A 16083-nucleotide genomic window follows, 5' to 3' on the forward strand; every position below is an offset into this window, starting at 1 on the left:
GATGAATAAGATACAGGTGGTCCCCTACCAGCCTGGATTGGCGGATGCAGTTGCAAAAATGTGGAATATGAGCCGCGATAGCTGGGGCGGCGACAACCGGGTGATGACAGGGGAGCAAGTGAAGACGAAAGAGGAAAACTCGGATAATATCGAACTGTATATCGCCCTGGATGGGGAAGAGGTCGTAGGCTATTGCGGACTTTCAGAATATAAGGAAGATGAAGGTGCGCTTTATATTCCTCTCCTGAATGTGCGGCCTGATTATCATGGCAGAAAAATCGGCAAGCTCCTTGTTCTTGAGGCACTTGGAAAGACTGTGGAGCTCGGGTGGCCGCGTCTGGACCTGTATACTTGGCCAGGCAATACGAAGGCTGTGCCATTGTATAAAAAATGCGGATTCTTTTGGGAAGACAGAGACGGGTGGAAACACACATAAAATGTAGGCTTAAAGGATAAAAAAATGAAACCAAGAGGGTAATGTTTACTCAAATGGCTTCTTTTCTTTATATAATTAATTCGTATTACGAACACTCAATTCCGTATTACGGAAAACTTACTCATTTTTCTTTAATAGAAGTGATTCATATTCACTCATCTTATTGTTTATTTCTTTAAGTTGAGATAGGATTCTTTCTTTTTCTTCTCTTAAATTATTTATTTCTTCAAGGATAATCTTACAACGGTGATCCCCACCGAACACTTCAGAAAGGATAACTTCGGTTGAGTTTTGATTAGTGTGGTGGATTCTGGTCAAAGGTATATTATTGGATTTACAGTAATCATTCTTTAACTTATCATGGTAGAATGTTTCATTTAGCTTTTCCTCACCAAATGAATTCTTATCGTGAAACCCACCATCATACTCAATTAAATGCTTCAGTTTCCCTTGCTGAAACACAGCAAAGTCAAATCTTAGATAGCCATCTCTAATTCCTCTTAAATCTTCAAATATGTATTCTGTTTTAAAATCAATGTCATTCCTGTACAAGAAATCAAAAACTCTCTTAGCTCCCTTGGATAAGTTGCAATATGTACAAGTGATGTGTTTATCTGATACACCTAAGTTATATCGAAACCTCTTCAAAGGGGATGAGTATATTTTCTTATTGCAATCAGAACATATCCACCAGTATTCTTTATCAACTATCCTTCTGGTTACAGAATCAGGTAACTCGCAGCCGTTATCTTCTATTGACCATTGACTTGCTAGTCTCGGGTTAGTGATAGATAGTGGGGTCTTGAGTATTCTATTTTCTCTACTCCCTTTACTTTTACCCCTATTATCTATCTTATCTTTAATCTCAACAAATACTTCTGTCACAGTAATTGTATGTCCACACTTTTCATAAGAGCAATACCTTGCTAATTCTTTGAATTGTGCATCCTTTGAATTTGCTCCAGCTTTTATTTCCAACCCTAATTCTTCACACATTGCCTTATAATTCTTAAATACTTGTCCTTCATAAAGCAATTCAGTTTTCATATAATACATCCTCCTAATCAAATAAAAAAGGAATCAGCATATAGCTAACCCCAAAGTTAAAGTTTATTTTGTATTGATTCCCATTCAGTGGGAGACAAATTTCATTAAATGTGATAGCTAAATTGTCATTAAAGCCTTATGTATCAACGTAAATCCCTATTTTCTAAAGTTTCTGCTTCTCTTTCTATTAAACTATTCCAGTCTGAGCGTCACATGTAATTCATACCATCAGGATTATACTTACTTTTACAAAACATATTGAAAGTATCGTTACTTATTTCTCTTCCAGCAGAATATAAAAAAGGATTAAAGTATATGATAGGAGGTCGATTTCCACCCTTCACAACTTTAATCACTTCTAATTCTTCAAGTTTTTTAATTGTCCGTGTCATTATATTTTTACTATATCCACAGAATTCTGATAATCCTTCAAGTGATAAATATTCATTATTAATTTTCACATCATTTTCTGGATAAGAAATGAAGGGAGTCATCGCACCGATAAACGCAAACTCTTGAACAGTTAGCTTATTCTGCATCAACAAATCTTTTACATCTGTCCTGTGCATCATATTAAATTTATATCCTTCCTTTATCGTCTTCTTGCTAGGTTCATCTGATTTTCTTATTTTAGTTAATTTATATTTTGGATCTAATTCATTCTCAACCGCATTCCTTAAGTATTGATTATGCTGCTCAAACATCTTTTTATCATTTAGTTCATCTAGTCTTTTCTTAGTGAATATTTCACCTGTTTCACTATGTATCCATTCTTCACCGTTCTTAATTAACTTACTCATACTACAAGACACTCCTAAACATATAATATAATTTATTTAATTAATTGTTATTAAGGTAATTCTTTAATTCTCTGAATGCAGATATAAATTTCTTTAAGTCTTCATTCTTGTTGTATTCTCTGACAGCTTCATGTAACTCATCTGTCTTTGTGAAATAGATAGTTACACCTCGTTCAATTTTCCTTTTACCTACTGGACTAAATCCTTTAGCCATTAGAAATGAAGCCAAGTTTAATGACTGTGTGTAATAAAGTTCTTGCATGTAAAACACTCCTTATCGATTTAATATTTGAAGATATTAACCTTCATTCAAATCACCAAAGATTGATGAGTTGTAGAAAATTAAATTCAAAATAAAAAGGAGAAGCCCCCAACAGACTCCTCCACATACTTATATTTAATTATTTTATATTAAATTTACTTATTACAGAAATCCCTGAAACGCCTATGGTCAAGAATCAACGCAAGGAATACAGCATCAGATACAGTTAATGATTTCTCCTTAGCTTTAACAGTCCATTCCTGACTTGACAATAAACCTTTCTGAGCACAGTCATTAAAGATACTCGCCAATTGATCCCATTGAGAAGCAGTAAGTTCAAGTTTCATTTTTCCGTCATCTCCTTCTTTAATTCCATCTGCTATGATGGTTTTGACATCTTCCGTGGCAGCTTTAATTTTAGAGTCTTGTAGTTTCTTAAGCTCTCTCCCAATTTCGTTTAATACAGAATTCCATCTACCTTCATCTAGTATTCTGTGAGGGCAATTCTTACCTGACCAATATTTATGGGGTTTAACTCTATCAACACCCCAATTGCGCTCATAAAGTATTTGAGCTATAAACCTAATAGCTAGTGCCTCAGCCTTCTTATAACGATCTCCGCCGGATTTACTGTAGCAAACTTCCACTCCAATTGATTTTCTGTTGCCCGTTCCGTTACCATCACCACAATGCCAAGCATTTCTATTTACAAGAATACCTTGAATAACTTCCTTATCGTCTACAGCAAAGTGGAAGGAGGTAGCGTTATTATTATCTATCATATAATCTATTTCACTCTGTGCTGAAGCATCATTGTAGGTATTATGGAATGTTATAAATTCAGCATTCATAACATTAGGACATTTCAACGAGTGTTTATTCTCAGGGACTAGTTGTTGTTTAACTTGAATAGTCATATAAACACATCCTTATTTTTAAATTTTATTATTCAGGTTTCTTATAATTCAATGCTGCCTCAGAATCACTTAACGCTTTTGTAGTAGGATCATTCAACGCATTCCATACACTTACTGCAATAATCCCCACCACATAAGGATTGGCTAATGCATCTGTAATTAATTTGAGTAGAGAATCCCAAGTAGTAATATCTTGAGCAGTCAATCCAAAATAGCCTAAGATAGGGGCGAAGAAAGCGAGTCCTATTTGCACAAGGAATACAGGATTCTTAATTCTAACTTTCCAGTTAATTTTCATCTATAATCACATCTCCCAATTAATATACTATTTATCAATTTTCTCGATTTTTTCCCATACATCGACAAAACCTTCATCCATTCTTTTCTCTAACGATGTTAAGCTGCCTTCAATTTTTTCAAGTGTTCTTGATGTTTTTTCTTGTGTTTCATTTGACTTCTCCAAGTGAATCATTAGTTTGGCTTCTCGTTCCTTTGAATCAGCCTTGTGCTCATCATAATTCTTATTTATCCACTTATAGAACACATACAAAACAATCACGAACATTATGGCATAGGCATACTCAGAAGAAACGATACTTTCAGCAACTTTAATTTCTGGCAATTTAATTCACTCCTGCAAGTTATTTATTTACAAATACAACACCACCTTGATATAATAAAGATGGTACATACGTGTACTGGCTGACTGTTTACCTCAACCGTGACAGTCAGTTTTTTATTGGTTTATAAACTTCTTAATCAAATCTGTTTTTACCGCATATCCAATATTATCTACGTCAGATCCTTCAATCTTTGCAATGACAATTCCTAATACGTTCCCGTTCAAATCTAAAATAGGACAGCCAGAGTTACCATGATTGACTGCAGCATCAGTCTGAATCAATCCATTTCTCGACAAGTTAGATACAACACCCTTAGTGACTGTATTAACTTCACCTTCACCATGACCAATAGCGATTACTGTTTGACCCAGATTCACTTTGCTCTCTAGCGATAGGTGAGAGAGGGGAGTAGACTCATCAATACTCAACAAAGCCATATCATTATTAGCATGGAAAGTTTCAACTGTTCCTTTATATTTCATTCCATTTGTCAGGACAACATCAATACTCTTACGATCCTTAACCACATGGTAAGCAGTGAGTATCTTATTGCCTTCGAGGATAAATCCTGTACCTAAACCATTCTCCGTTTTTACTTGAACAATTGCAGACATGGATTGAGCAACTACATTGATTACACGGTCATCATAACTGTCTTTATAATTCACGTTAATCTGAGTCTTACTTTTCTCCATATACTTAATTGTGTTAGAAATGAATTTAGATACTTCCGCACGAGTTACATATTCACTTGGCTTATAAGTACCATTAGGGTAGCCTGAGACAATTCCTTTTGATACTACGTCATTCACATACTCATAGCTCCAAGAGTTCTTAGGAACATCTTTAAATGGACTCTGAGCGATAGAAGGGAGGGCAATGATGAGGAATAATCCGGTTAAAATTAATATTTTAAAGAACAAGGTGTTTCTTGTATTGATACCTTTTATTCTCATCTGTCACATGTGCATAAATTTGAGTTGTTCTTACATCCGAATGACCTAGAAGCTTTGAAATTACTGAAATATCCATGTTGTTATTAAGCGAAAGGGAAGCAAGGGTATGTCGCAGCACATGAGGTGTGATATTTTTGTCAATCCCAAGTTTAGAAGCTATTTTCCCAATTTCTCTTTGAATACCACGTTTAGTTAGTCTTCTATAAGGTTTCCTTTCTGTTACAAACAGGGCATCACAATCATCATTTCTACTATTTAAGTATCTTTTCAAATGGTGAATAGCTTTCACGGAGAACAAAACTTCACGTTCTTTTTGACCTTTCCCAATCACTGTTGCTGAAAAGTTTGCTGAGTCAATGTCTTTTATATTCATTCTATGTAATTCAGATAATCTCAAGCCAGTGGCATATAATACTTCAATCAAAGCTCTCTGTCTTAAGCTGTCACAAGTTTCCCTTAACATTTCCAATTCGTCAACATTTAAAAATTTGGGATTATTCTTATTGAACTTTGGAGTTTTGATTTTCAGTGTTGGATCTTTTACTATAATTTCTTCACTAAAGAGCCACCCGAAAAATGTCTTTAATACTGAAATTTTGCTTGCAAGGGAACTTTGTTTTAGATGACTAAAATTACCCAAGTAAACTCTCAGATCAGCTGTAGTAATGTTTTCAATGTCCTTATGAATTCTTTTATTTAAATCTCTCAGATGTATCTTGTACCCATCAATAGTAGTGTCGGATAAGCCTTCCAATTTCTTCCCGGATATAAACAGGTCTATTGTTGGCTGGAGATCATTCTCACTTACCTTGTCTGATACTTTTGTAATTTCATAGTTTGTTACAACTTTGGATAAAGATTCATATAACTCATCTTTGCTTAAATCTAAATTACTTTTTTGCAAACTATTCCATACTTCAAAGATAAAGTGCTCGCTCACATTATTCATGGTAATAACTCCTTTATATTAGTTTATTTAATATTACCACGAGAATGCAATCGTTGCAATTTATATTAGTTTATTTATTTTTAAACAAAAAGAGTACTAGCATTTACTAGTACTCTTTAGAATTGATAGAGGATTCCTTAGTGAACATTTTCGTCCAATGGTTCACTTGCTCATTTGATATTTTAACCAACTGTAAACTTGATAGCCCCATGTTGCATGTGCTAGAGAGCCAGGATGATTTGACACTCCATCTCCTGCGATCCTATACCGTCTGAACTCTTCTTGTTGCCATCCATCTACGCCTAATAAAGTTTCAGGCATATCTGCTTTTTGTAGCATCAACCCCCAAGCTGTTGGCTGTGTGAAATAATTTGGGATTAAATAGACTTCTTCAGCTTCACGATTTTCAAATGAAGCTAATTGGGCTTTTACCGCATCAAAAACATTTCGATTCACTGGAAGTTTTGTATCTCCTAAAATTTTTGGATAACGCTCTGGAAAATGAGTTCCCGGGTTATCTGGAATGGTGCAAATACCGATAATTGCATTGGGAATTTCATCACGCACAGCATCAATAAAATTTTGGATGTTTTCGATAAACTTGTTAATTGTTGCATTGGCAACGTCATTTCGACCATGTGCTAAAACAACATGAGTTGGAGTGCAAACATTGAAGTTGTCAATTTGGGATTGAGTGGTAATCAATGTACCCAATCTTTGATCGCCAAGACTTAACTTGTTACCTTCATCGTCCCTTGTTCGATAACGTTGCAGCCATTTATTTATAGAAAATTTAACATTACCTGATTTGTCATTATCAAAGAAAGGATTAACTGGTTCAGCAATTGGATTATTTTCAACGGTACTAGCAAATATATCTTTTTGAGCATCCGTTCCGATGTAATCAGTTCCACTTCCATTCCCTAGACCTAACGCATCCCAAGTCGTTTGTGAAGCCCTTAAGTATTGTGAATGCCGTAAATGGTTAAATAGTGTCCATCCACTTATGCCGTCAGCACTTGCAACAACACTTCTGACCTTCCCTTTATAGTCAATAGGTATAGTCATAGAACGACTAATGCCTAAACTCATAAAATTGTATTCAGTCGCATTATCTCCACCGTCAATCTTATCCATTTCAAATAATTTTTTAACGTACCCCCAATACGCAAATTCTCCATTTCCGTAACGATCATCTGCCCCAATGCCGTATGTCTGACTATCTCCAATGAATAAAACTTTCGGATGTTTAGCTTTTGATAAACTTGTTTTAACTGATACTCTTGAAACTGTTTTATCAGCAATTGTATGTTTTGGAGAAATGATTTTAAGTGTCTTGGCTACAGCATCAATGTTTTTTCCGTTATTCACTGTCCATGTAGTACCATTAAAAGAAACATCACTAACCAAAGGGTAATTGTCACCTTCTTCTGAAGGGAAATCAGTAAAACGAATATCTTTGTCAGTAGTATCTTTAATCATATGGTCTAAATAAACTGCTGTAGAGTACTGCCTTGTCTTTCCATAGACGAATCTTGATGTATTAATATCATTGGCTGTTACAAAAACTTTTGAAGGGGCAATGACCTCTAGGTTGGTTTTAGACTGTTCGGGTGTCGTTGGAATATTGACTAAACTAGAGTAGTCTACCTTAATATCAGGTGAAAGCTTAGGATTAATAAAAGGTATATATGTTGATGGATAGCTTACGTTTTTAACAACCATAAAAGTCGATTCTGAACGGCTATCAAAATTTATTTTTACATGGTCAATAGCTAGACCTGACGGAACAGTAAAGGAGAATACATTTCCATTAATATCGAAACTGCTCGACGTAGCTTTTATTTCTCCAACATAAACACCACTTTTTGTGTAGTATCCACCTTTGAAGAAGTATCCTTTTGAAGTGGGACCAAATGTTTCGTTTTGCACTGTGCGTATAGTGTCGCCTGCCGAAACTGGAATCTTGTGAGTGATTTTGCTGTTAGCTAAACTAGATACTGTTCCGTCTGTAGCGATATATTTCCCATTTACATTTTCGTTGCTTGATAAATCGAACAAGTTTTCAGAGGTGTTGATGAATGTTGTGTGTCCTGCTGTTATAGTATTTTTAGCAATTCCTGTACTCTGAAAAACTCCTCCAGCAGTCCACGTGGTTCCATTCCAGTAGTACCATTTACCATCAGCCGAAACTACGTATCTTTTGCTGTCGCCAGTTGGAAAAGCAGTTTGCAAGGCTGCTAGAGTAGCATATGTTCCACCGTAGCCACGATCAATACCATCCACCTTACTGTTTACACTAGCTAGATTTGTATCAACATATGCTTTGTCTGCTTTGGGACTGATGGCATTCTCAAGCTCTTCTTTGGTCGCTGTATCTGCCAAAAGTTCATTAGTAGTTTTTAATTTATCATCAATCCCTTTGATGTCTTGTGGCGTAAATCTTAAATCACCGTCATTGATTGCTCCCGAATCAATCGCTTTATGTTCACCTGTGACGGGATCTGGATACTTAAATATTCCCATATGTAATTATTTCTCCTTTCAAATTTTACTTAGAGGTATCTATCCAAAACTTATTAGCTTCAGGTTTAGTATTTTGAATTGCAACCTTTGTAGGGTCAAAGTTGATTACAGTTTCACTTTTACCTTTGCCCCTGACATTGACGTAAAAAGAATTATTATTTAACATTTTAATAAGCCCCTATCCAATAAAACTTAATTCCCTCATCAACCACTACAAATGACCAAATAGGGGAGTCTATCTCATTAGAGTTGAATCCCATTCCCGGTGCAATGTAAATTGGCTCACCTTCGTTAATCTTAACTCTACAAGGTTCATCGGGATTAAAAAATGAGAATTTATAAAGGTTATACTTAATGCTCCAACTAGAAGGAGGAAAGGGGATGATTTGCATGTTCTGATTGCTAGTTAGAATATCAGGACTCCCTATATATCCACTACCTTTTGTACCCATTAATTCACCGCCTTCCAAGAGAAGAATGTTAGAAGCAATAAAAAGAGGTAAGTCCAAAAAGACTACCTCCGTTTTTCTCCCGAATGCTCACTCATGCTCGCTTATCCGTAAATATTTTTCTAATAAAAGTACTGTTTTAAATCAAAAAAAAATACACCTTACTCAGCAGGTGATTCTTCTTGATTCACATATTTCATTGTGTCGATATGTTCAGATTCAGTAATATAACCTTTAACCAATGCATTATCAATTTGTTCAAGAGTATAATTAGCTGCGGCATATTTCTTAACAGGCTCATGATAATCTGCAACAACAGTTTCAAACTTCCTTGTTCCGTATACATAGACACATACTGCATATTGTTTTGTCAAAAGGGGAATAATGACCATTAATTTCCTCCTAATAATACTAGTTCCATCAGTTCCAATAGGCTAGTATTTGTTTGTGATTGGGCAATTTCTAACTCCTGAACTTTTACGCTTAATGGTTTTTGCGGTACGATAGGGGAGTCAGGATCTTCAGGATTTGGATATGAGAACATAGGGGTCTTATTTTCTAAATCTACACCTATTAATTTTCCTTCTTTAAAATCCTCTGCGTAATCCCCATATGATAATTCAACAACATCAAAAGATTCTCGATTACGCTCTGATAGTGTTGTATATGTAGCAATGTCTTGTTCAACAGTTGTTGGGATTACATTTCCTTCACATTCTCCAGTTTCTATAAGTACATTCCCACTAGCTATATCATAAAATATTTTTCTGCCTATTTTATTCATATTAATCCTCCCATCCAAAGGCAGCCCATCTAATTGTTGATGAGCTAGGTATGCTTGCTCCTGAATAAAACCTAAAACCACTATCTATGATTTGACCGTCATATTGATTGAGAGTCCCTGTACCGTTTATTAGCCTATCAGCATAAGCACTTGAATTGTAGTTATCGCTATTGGTAGAAGAATATTGATAAAGAGAATTAATATTTGTTCCTAATAATTTATTACTTTCTGTAATGGTCATCATGTAAGAATAGGCAGATGAATTGCTGCCGAAGACTCCAATGAGAAGAACAAGTTTAGGTCTAAAAGCAAGGTTATTTACCTGTATCAAATCTCCGTAATTTAGAGAAGATAAGCTCCCGAAAGCATAATTTTGTAAACCAATATTAATATTTTTGATAATATCCTCAAATGGAGTGGTAATAGACCCACCTACTTTATCGACCAGCTTTTGCTTTAATAAAGGTAAAGATATTTCATTTGCATCCTTAGTAGCCTTGAACATATCGGGTAACTCAGCATAGGAGGCAAGTTGTTTATTGAAAGTGAATTCCCATTTCTCGCCGCCCATCTCAACAGTCAAGGTGTTTTTCCTACCTGCTGAATCCGCATAAGCCCCAAATCGTATTGCATCCCATTGAGCTTGGGTAAGTGAAACTACCAAATTTTGACCGCTTGTAGGTGTCTTTGTGGCTATAGTGATGTCGTTCACCTTTTCAGTTATGGTGCTCATGTCACCTGAAATGGAATAAGAAAGAAAATTGTCCTTTTCAAATTTCTTTCCAATGTAACCAGTAGGAACGCTCATATCCATCCGACTCCAAGTGCCATTGAATACTACTGTCCAAGAGGAAGCAGCTCCTGCGGTTTGTTGTCTGCTAATAAAAAGAGGAACAGTTATGCCTGACAATGTAAAGTCAACTAGGGTAGACGGTGACACTTTTTTATCTCCCGTCAGAACAGAAGATCCTTCCCATCCCACAGTAGTCCATATATTTTTACCTATTACATCTATCCCATACTCAGATGTATTATATAGTACAAACACCTTGTTGTTCTTACTTGCTGTGATGCTTGGCTTTCTACATTCATTACTAGCCGTCATTATTGCAGCAGTAGACCATGTAGTTCCTCCATCGTCAGAGTATGATGTGCGAATTCTAAATGATGCTAGGGTAGAGGACGTGCCTTCCCAAGCAACCCATATTCGTCCCTTTGTCAGACCGTTTATGTGTTGAGGAACGAATATTGCTGACGGAGAAGATTGAGAGTATGAGCCTCCGTTGTATACTCCTCTAACATTCCAGTTTAAGCCGTCAAACTGTAATGCTCTGATTTCATTGACGCTTCCGTTAACGTATTCGTGAAATATTACTGGGTTTCCATCCCCTCTAGTGACAATGCTTGGCTTTTTGACATCTTGACCTGCTGTATTAAAGGTTGTGAGTTGAGTTACAGTTGCCCACATTAAGCTTCCATCAGTGTTAATTGTTGCCTTTGCGTATCGGATGTTAAAGCTATTAGGGTATGCACTATTCTTACTCATCCATGATGCATGTATTTCCGTTCCTGTTTCATTGATTGTTATTGATTCATTACTAATAGAGGTCTGAGAATTTAACGTTTCAAGATTTGTTAGTCCTTGAATTAATGTGCCTGCATTATTTAACACAGTAAATGATATATTTGTCGCCGTATTAAATACTAGGTACACATAAGTTCCGTTTGTCGCTAGTGAAAAATCAGTAACTGCTGCAGATGTATAATTGTAAAAAGTAGTGAAATTAATTCCATTATCCTTGCTAATAAAAAGAGTAAGACCATTTGTAGATTTTGCTCCCGCAATTATCCATCCATTACTCAATCGAACTGATTTACGACTTCCGTTACCTTCGGTATCAAAAGCTTGATTTGTTACTAAAGAATCTAAAATACTAGGCATATTTCCCTCTCCTTTCTTACAAACTTAAAATTCCATTAATTGAATTTCTAAAAGTCGCCATATCAGCGTCTGATAGATCACTCCCTTCACCCTGTAAGATAAAAGCCGTGCCGTTGTAGACTATCGTATAAACTGAGCCAGCTTTAAGTTGACCGATGTTTACGTTAGTGCCATTTGCTTTCAGGATTGATTTCGCACCTCTACTATTTACGTTTATAGTGGAAGCAGCAGTATTTGTAACGTTGATTTTTACACGCAAAGAAATACCCTCTGCATAAGCAGATAGTGCAGGTGACAGGGTTGCTATATAGGCATTTGCTGATCCTGTGACTGCAGCATACCCAGTGTGCATCTTGTAGTCTGCTTTGTCATTCTGGACAGTAGTTCTTACTTCATTGATGGATTCTACTAAACTGTTTTTATTAGCAGTCCCTAAATCACCCATTACACCAATATCGTTCCGTAATGCTCCAGCAGTTGTTCCGTCCATGTAGTCAATAACGCTATTCTTCTTATTCTCAATTGCTACTAATGCAGAATCCTTTGTCTGATTAATTGTGGAAACATTATCATTCAACTTTGCTTCCACATTATCCTTATAAAACATCTGCATATTCGTTAATGATTGCTGTAGTGCATTCGCATCCTCAGCCAAGAAAAACTTATCTCTATGCTTATTTAAAAGATTAGTTAATTCTGTTTGTTCAGCAGGGGAGAGGACTGACTGTTCCTTTAATGCCTTAATCCTATTAATATCTGCCATGTCATTAGCTTGGATAGGATTACGATATAAGAATGTATCAACTGAATTAGGGAAATTACTCTGGGTGCTTAAAACTCCCCAATAAGTGTTATCTATTCCACTAGTGGGGGATTGTGGACTCGTAGGTTCAATATTCGTTAAACACATGTAAAATCTAACTTGATCATTTGAGTTAGCTTGATAAGACACTACATCTTTTTTTGCATAACTCTTTGTGGAGTCATATTTACCTCTGAAATTGAAATCCATATGTTTACTCCTTCCTTTAATTTATTGTTGCTGATATATTCATTTTACTGCCAATTTGTTGTATGAAGACATAGTAAGAATTGCTGCTAATCTCTTCACTTGCCCATGAAGTAGAATACCCATTAGCAATAGATTTTGTTAATACAAACCTTTCTTTAACAGCATCATATTGCAATGCAATGTTCCCGTTTGAACCGTACATTGTTAATAGGTTTCGTTTGCTTGGAACAGTTTCTAACCATAATTTCAATGTGAAATCCTGTGAAATAGAAAACCCTTCATCAAACCACACTCTAGTACCGTTTGTTGTATCAACTTTTTGATTATTGATAAATCTGGAACCGTTTGTCTCCCCAATAATCTGCCGAACGAACCAACTGATTTCTATTCCTGCGTTATCAATATTCTTAGCCAAAAGGTCGATGTTCATCTTAGGACGGTAGTAGAATACATCAAACAAAACTAAACCACTTGTTCCTGTTAATCCTTTGGAAGAAGTGGCTTGGAATTCAATATAGTATTGTGTTTCAGTCTGAAGGTTAGTGAATAAGTGTTCCAATGGGAGAGAAGTTTTAATATCAGACTTATCAATTAGATTCTTTTTAGAATCATATAAGTTAACTATGTAACTCCGTAAAGGAACATTTTCAGATTGCTGGTATGTAGCCGAGAATTTATAGTTGAAACTTGCTACTGTGCCTATATTATTTACTGTCACAACAGGTGTACTGGAAGTCTGAAATACATCTCCATCAGATGTAATGGAATTGTTCGCCTGATTCCATATAGTTACCTTAATTTTATATTCGATACCATTGGTCAAGGTAGAAGCAGGAATAGTATGCTTTAGTGAATAACTTGAAATCTTACCGGAAGTCCAAATAATATTGTTGTTTGAATTTAATAGAATATCAACCTTGTATGCTGTTTGAACATCACCAGATACTTTCCAAGTAACCTCATTCGGTACATTAGCATCAATTGTTATTCCTCTTAGGGAAATCGAATATGGTTTTTGAATTGCCATTTTACACCTCCTTACTCAACAGCACGTTTTGATAGTACAAACTTATCTCTGGGATTACCATTGATGAAAATTACCCAAACTTGATCATCTACGGCAAATGTAATATCGGGATTGCAAGATACAGTTTGAGCAAACTGTCCATCATCAACAATTACTTTTAGTTTAGTCAAAGAGACAACTTCAGTAACTTTACCTAAATGCCATTGTCCTACCTGTAGACCAAGAGAGTTGATTGTATTCTTCACAATTTCTACGATTGCATCATAATCTTGTTTATTATTTCTCATTTATATCACCTAAATGAAATTCCAATTTTCGATTACACGTTCATATCTAACTACACTCATTGTCATGATAGAAGGGGAGAGAGGCATTGTAATTGACCTAATTACAAATTTATCTTTTTCAATTCCATTCTCCAAATGCTCCAATGAAATTACATCATCTGCATCATGGAGATAATTAGGTGTAGCGTACATCTGAACATCTTCAGTAAATCCTAGTCGATTCATCAGTTCATACTTAGCCCGGAACTTACAGTCATCTTCATTCAGTAAAATAGGATCAGGGTTTCCGTTGTTATGGAAATACGTACAGTAGCCAATTTTCTGTACAGAATAAGGATGGTCTGCCCACAATGGGTTAGTCTCGTCTACAGTTAAACGATAGCTGCTTGTGGCTGTATCTGAACTACCACCAAGTACAACAATGTCATTGTATAAATTACCATCATTAAATTTCCTCTGTGACCCTGCATATTCACGTTGACCTAATTTGTATTCCCATGTAATAGGCTCAGTTTCAAATTGATTCAGGTCAATTTTCTTTAGCCTTAGGTATCCGTCCACATCATAATAAATTGTACATTTAGCAATAGATGCTAATTCCTTTATGGCATCCCAACGATTGTCCGTACCACTATAAGTTAATTCATAGGGGAGAGTATCTGTCACGACATCAAAGTTGAACATTGTTTCTCCAACGTGTGAAGCAATAAGACGAATAGCATCAGTTATCTTTGTTCCTGTTTGAATAATCTGCTCATTAATAAACTTTCCACGTTTATCAGTAAGGAAGTATGCTTTATCAACTGCATTGATTTCCGTAGTCATTTCACTGGTTGAATGAGTGGATACAGGTTCAGTTAGAACAAATAATCCTAATGGAACATATTCGATTTTTTGATTATATGAATCAAGTCCGATATACAATTTCAACCTTTTATCAATCCAAATAAGCTTATCTTCACCAAACAAATATTCACTCTTACTGTTATCCAGATTTATTGAAAATGACCTGCGGATAGGTGAGTCTCCATTAATGGCAAGTGTTCCTATATCTGACCCGACTTGTTGAGTAATATCCTTGATATATTCCATTTTAGAATTATAGAGTTCAATCTTAAGGTATAAAGTTTTGAGAGGGGAGAGCATGGAATTGATGAATGCATTACTTGTTATAATCACAGTTTTCCACCCCTAACCATTTATATTAATATATTCTTCGTAGGACATAACTTCCGTAAATGAGAGTGTAAGGTTCATATAATCATGATCTTTCCATACATTATTAGGAGCTGACTTAGAAGGGGAATGTACGTTACAAATATAAACTTCTCCACTACCACCTTTAACTAGCATAGGCTTACGGCTGAATACAAATTGTTCTAATATCTGTTCATATTGTTGTCCACTTCTTCTCCAATCCTCAGGAATAAATACACCTTGTAAACTGAACGTGTGATACTTTTGAGGAGTATAGAAGAAAGAAGGGTAAGGAGATAACGTATCAAGTTGTACTCGACCCTCGTTTAATTGTGTATCCACTGAATTAGCACTGCCTATGAATTTATCAAACATTAATGTCTCATTGGAATCTCTATCTACTACTGCCCAACCTGTAAAGTCACTCTTAATTTGAATGGAGTTTTCCTGTCCTTCAAGTCCATTTTCGCCAACAGGAACTATACTATAAATATACTCATCGTTAGATTGAGTGTAGTCTTCATATATGAATTGGTTATTATTAACGAAATTCTTATAACCTAAAGTGGTATAACCAGTTTCAGTTAATTTTCTTCTCTTAATGGCAAATTGAGTAATCTGTACGCCTTGGTTATTAATATTTCCTGCTTCCAAATCACCAAGAAATCTAGCCAACAACATAGTATCTAATTGCCATTCTTCTTTAATGTTAGTTTTGTCAATCCCATCAGTCTTTTCTCTGATATGAATTTCATCATAGATTGCATTTTTCAATTCTACATTTTTCATGTTTTGAACTGGAGAAGAGTATGACTGAAAATCGTTTAAACCGAAAGGATCTAATCCAAGTATTGTCAACTTTATTCTCC

18 protein-coding genes and 2 pseudogenes are annotated in these 16083 nt (G+C 35.5%); 1 reads left to right on the forward strand and 19 read right to left on the reverse strand.

Annotated features, from left to right (window positions below):
* Nucleotide 1: 1 nt before the first annotated feature.
* A pseudogene (locus Q9R36_RS07115) lies at nucleotides 2-430 on the forward strand (GNAT family N-acetyltransferase); the annotation flags it as partial.
* Between the two features lie 123 nt (nucleotides 431-553).
* On the opposite strand, the gene Q9R36_RS07120 reads toward Q9R36_RS07115, so the two are convergent.
* From Q9R36_RS07120 to Q9R36_RS07210, 19 genes and pseudogenes are all read right to left on the reverse strand, one after another.
* Nucleotides 554-1483 (reverse strand): zinc-ribbon domain-containing protein, encoded by a 930-nt coding sequence (locus tag Q9R36_RS07120; RefSeq protein ID WP_311224699.1) that lies wholly within the window; start codon nucleotides 1481-1483, stop codon nucleotides 554-556.
* A 209-nt stretch (nucleotides 1484-1692) separates the two neighbouring features.
* On the reverse strand, nucleotides 1693-2283 hold the full coding sequence (locus Q9R36_RS07125) for a hypothetical protein (protein WP_311224700.1): 591 nt from the start codon (nucleotides 2281-2283) through the stop codon (nucleotides 1693-1695).
* Nucleotides 2284-2323: 40 nt separating this feature from the next.
* Nucleotides 2324-2545, reverse strand: a complete 222-nt coding sequence (locus Q9R36_RS07130) for a DUF5659 domain-containing protein (RefSeq protein ID WP_311224701.1) — start codon at nucleotides 2543-2545, stop codon at nucleotides 2324-2326.
* 356 nt (nucleotides 2546-2901) lie between these two features.
* Nucleotides 2902-3462 (reverse strand): annotated as a pseudogene (locus Q9R36_RS07135) (peptidoglycan recognition protein family protein); the annotation flags it as partial.
* Nucleotides 3463-3490: 28 nt separating this feature from the next.
* Nucleotides 3491-3760: a phage holin gene (locus Q9R36_RS07140; protein WP_311224703.1), complete on the reverse strand. Its 270-nt coding sequence runs from the start codon at nucleotides 3758-3760 to the stop codon at nucleotides 3491-3493.
* A gap of 27 nt (nucleotides 3761-3787) precedes the next feature.
* Nucleotides 3788-4084, reverse strand: coding sequence for a hypothetical protein (locus Q9R36_RS07145; RefSeq protein WP_311224704.1), 297 nt, complete (start codon nucleotides 4082-4084; stop codon nucleotides 3788-3790).
* 114 nt (nucleotides 4085-4198) lie between these two features.
* Entirely contained in the window at nucleotides 4199-5041 is an 843-nt protein-coding gene (locus Q9R36_RS07150; RefSeq protein ID WP_311224705.1) for a trypsin-like peptidase domain-containing protein, read from the reverse strand.
* Complete coding sequence (xerA, locus tag Q9R36_RS07155) at nucleotides 4998-5990, reverse strand: site-specific tyrosine recombinase/integron integrase (protein ID WP_311224706.1); 993 nt, start codon at nucleotides 5988-5990, stop codon at nucleotides 4998-5000. The genes Q9R36_RS07150 and xerA overlap by 44 nt, the downstream gene beginning before the upstream one ends.
* Nucleotides 5991-6152: 162 nt before the next feature.
* Nucleotides 6153-8516: an SGNH/GDSL hydrolase family protein gene (locus Q9R36_RS07160; RefSeq protein WP_311224707.1), complete on the reverse strand. Its 2364-nt coding sequence runs from the start codon at nucleotides 8514-8516 to the stop codon at nucleotides 6153-6155.
* 25 nt (nucleotides 8517-8541) lie between these two features.
* Nucleotides 8542-8682: a hypothetical protein gene (locus Q9R36_RS07165; protein WP_311224708.1), complete on the reverse strand. Its 141-nt coding sequence runs from the start codon at nucleotides 8680-8682 to the stop codon at nucleotides 8542-8544.
* Nucleotide 8683: 1 nt separating this feature from the next.
* The gene (locus tag Q9R36_RS07170; protein ID WP_311224709.1) at nucleotides 8684-9025 is read right to left on the reverse strand and encodes a hypothetical protein; all 342 of its coding nucleotides are present in this window, start codon (nucleotides 9023-9025) and stop codon (nucleotides 8684-8686) included.
* A gap of 101 nt (nucleotides 9026-9126) precedes the next feature.
* On the reverse strand, nucleotides 9127-9357 hold the full coding sequence (locus tag Q9R36_RS07175; protein WP_311224710.1) for a hypothetical protein: 231 nt from the start codon (nucleotides 9355-9357) through the stop codon (nucleotides 9127-9129).
* Nucleotides 9357-9749, reverse strand: coding sequence for a hypothetical protein (locus Q9R36_RS07180; protein ID WP_311224711.1), 393 nt, complete (start codon nucleotides 9747-9749; stop codon nucleotides 9357-9359). Before Q9R36_RS07180 ends, Q9R36_RS07175 begins: the two co-directional genes overlap by 1 nt.
* Nucleotide 9750: 1 nt before the next feature.
* Nucleotides 9751-11691 carry a hypothetical protein gene (locus tag Q9R36_RS07185; protein WP_311224712.1) on the reverse strand — a complete coding sequence of 647 codons (1941 nt, stop codon included), beginning with the start codon at nucleotides 11689-11691 and terminating at the stop codon, nucleotides 9751-9753.
* 16 nt (nucleotides 11692-11707) lie between these two features.
* Nucleotides 11708-12703, reverse strand: coding sequence for a hypothetical protein (locus Q9R36_RS07190; RefSeq protein ID WP_311224713.1), 996 nt, complete (start codon nucleotides 12701-12703; stop codon nucleotides 11708-11710).
* 16 nt (nucleotides 12704-12719) lie between these two features.
* A complete protein-coding gene (locus Q9R36_RS07195) occupies nucleotides 12720-13730 on the reverse strand; it encodes a glycoside hydrolase family 78 protein (protein ID WP_311224714.1) in 1011 nt (336 codons plus the stop codon).
* Between the two features lie 11 nt (nucleotides 13731-13741).
* Nucleotides 13742-14017, reverse strand: coding sequence for a hypothetical protein (locus Q9R36_RS07200; RefSeq protein WP_311224715.1), 276 nt, complete (start codon nucleotides 14015-14017; stop codon nucleotides 13742-13744).
* A 9-nt stretch (nucleotides 14018-14026) separates the two neighbouring features.
* Entirely contained in the window at nucleotides 14027-15196 is a 1170-nt protein-coding gene (locus Q9R36_RS07205) for a hypothetical protein (protein WP_311224716.1), read from the reverse strand.
* 12 nt (nucleotides 15197-15208) lie between these two features.
* Nucleotides 15209-16072: a hypothetical protein gene (locus Q9R36_RS07210; RefSeq protein WP_311224717.1), complete on the reverse strand. Its 864-nt coding sequence runs from the start codon at nucleotides 16070-16072 to the stop codon at nucleotides 15209-15211.
* Nucleotides 16073-16083: the final 11 nt, after the last annotated feature.

The organism is Bacillus sp. AG4(2022) (assembly GCF_031844465.1).
In the GTDB taxonomy this organism is placed as follows: domain Bacteria; phylum Bacillota; class Bacilli; order Bacillales; family Cytobacillaceae; genus Bacillus_AB; species Bacillus_AB infantis.

Bases quoted from the DNA above. Each gene is read 5' to 3' on its own strand.
- Q9R36_RS07180 (WP_311224711.1), bottom strand. From the start codon at position 9,749: ATGAATAAAATAGGCAGAAAAATATTTTATGATATAGCTAGTGGGAAT.
- Q9R36_RS07120 (WP_311224699.1), bottom strand. From the start codon at position 1,483: ATGAAAACTGAATTGCTTTATGAAGGACAAGTATTTAAGAATTATAAG.
- Q9R36_RS07130 (WP_311224701.1), bottom strand. From the start codon at position 2,545: ATGCAAGAACTTTATTACACACAGTCATTAAACTTGGCTTCATTTCTA.
- Q9R36_RS07165 (WP_311224708.1), bottom strand. From the start codon at position 8,682: ATGTTAAATAATAATTCTTTTTACGTCAATGTCAGGGGCAAAGGTAAA.
- Q9R36_RS07150 (WP_311224705.1), bottom strand. From the start codon at position 5,041: ATGAGAATAAAAGGTATCAATACAAGAAACACCTTGTTCTTTAAAATA.
- Q9R36_RS07175 (WP_311224710.1), bottom strand. From the start codon at position 9,357: ATGGTCATTATTCCCCTTTTGACAAAACAATATGCAGTATGTGTCTAT.
- Q9R36_RS07160 (WP_311224707.1), bottom strand. From the start codon at position 8,516: ATGGGAATATTTAAGTATCCAGATCCCGTCACAGGTGAACATAAAGCG.
- Q9R36_RS07190 (WP_311224713.1), bottom strand. From the start codon at position 12,703: ATGGATTTCAATTTCAGAGGTAAATATGACTCCACAAAGAGTTATGCA.
- Q9R36_RS07140 (WP_311224703.1), bottom strand. From the start codon at position 3,760: ATGAAAATTAACTGGAAAGTTAGAATTAAGAATCCTGTATTCCTTGTG.
- Q9R36_RS07195 (WP_311224714.1), bottom strand. From the start codon at position 13,730: ATGGCAATTCAAAAACCATATTCGATTTCCCTAAGAGGAATAACAATT.
- Q9R36_RS07125 (WP_311224700.1), bottom strand. From the start codon at position 2,283: ATGAGTAAGTTAATTAAGAACGGTGAAGAATGGATACATAGTGAAACA.
- Q9R36_RS07185 (WP_311224712.1), bottom strand. From the start codon at position 11,691: ATGCCTAGTATTTTAGATTCTTTAGTAACAAATCAAGCTTTTGATACC.
- Q9R36_RS07200 (WP_311224715.1), bottom strand. From the start codon at position 14,017: ATGAGAAATAATAAACAAGATTATGATGCAATCGTAGAAATTGTGAAG.
- xerA (WP_311224706.1), bottom strand. From the start codon at position 5,990: ATGAATAATGTGAGCGAGCACTTTATCTTTGAAGTATGGAATAGTTTG.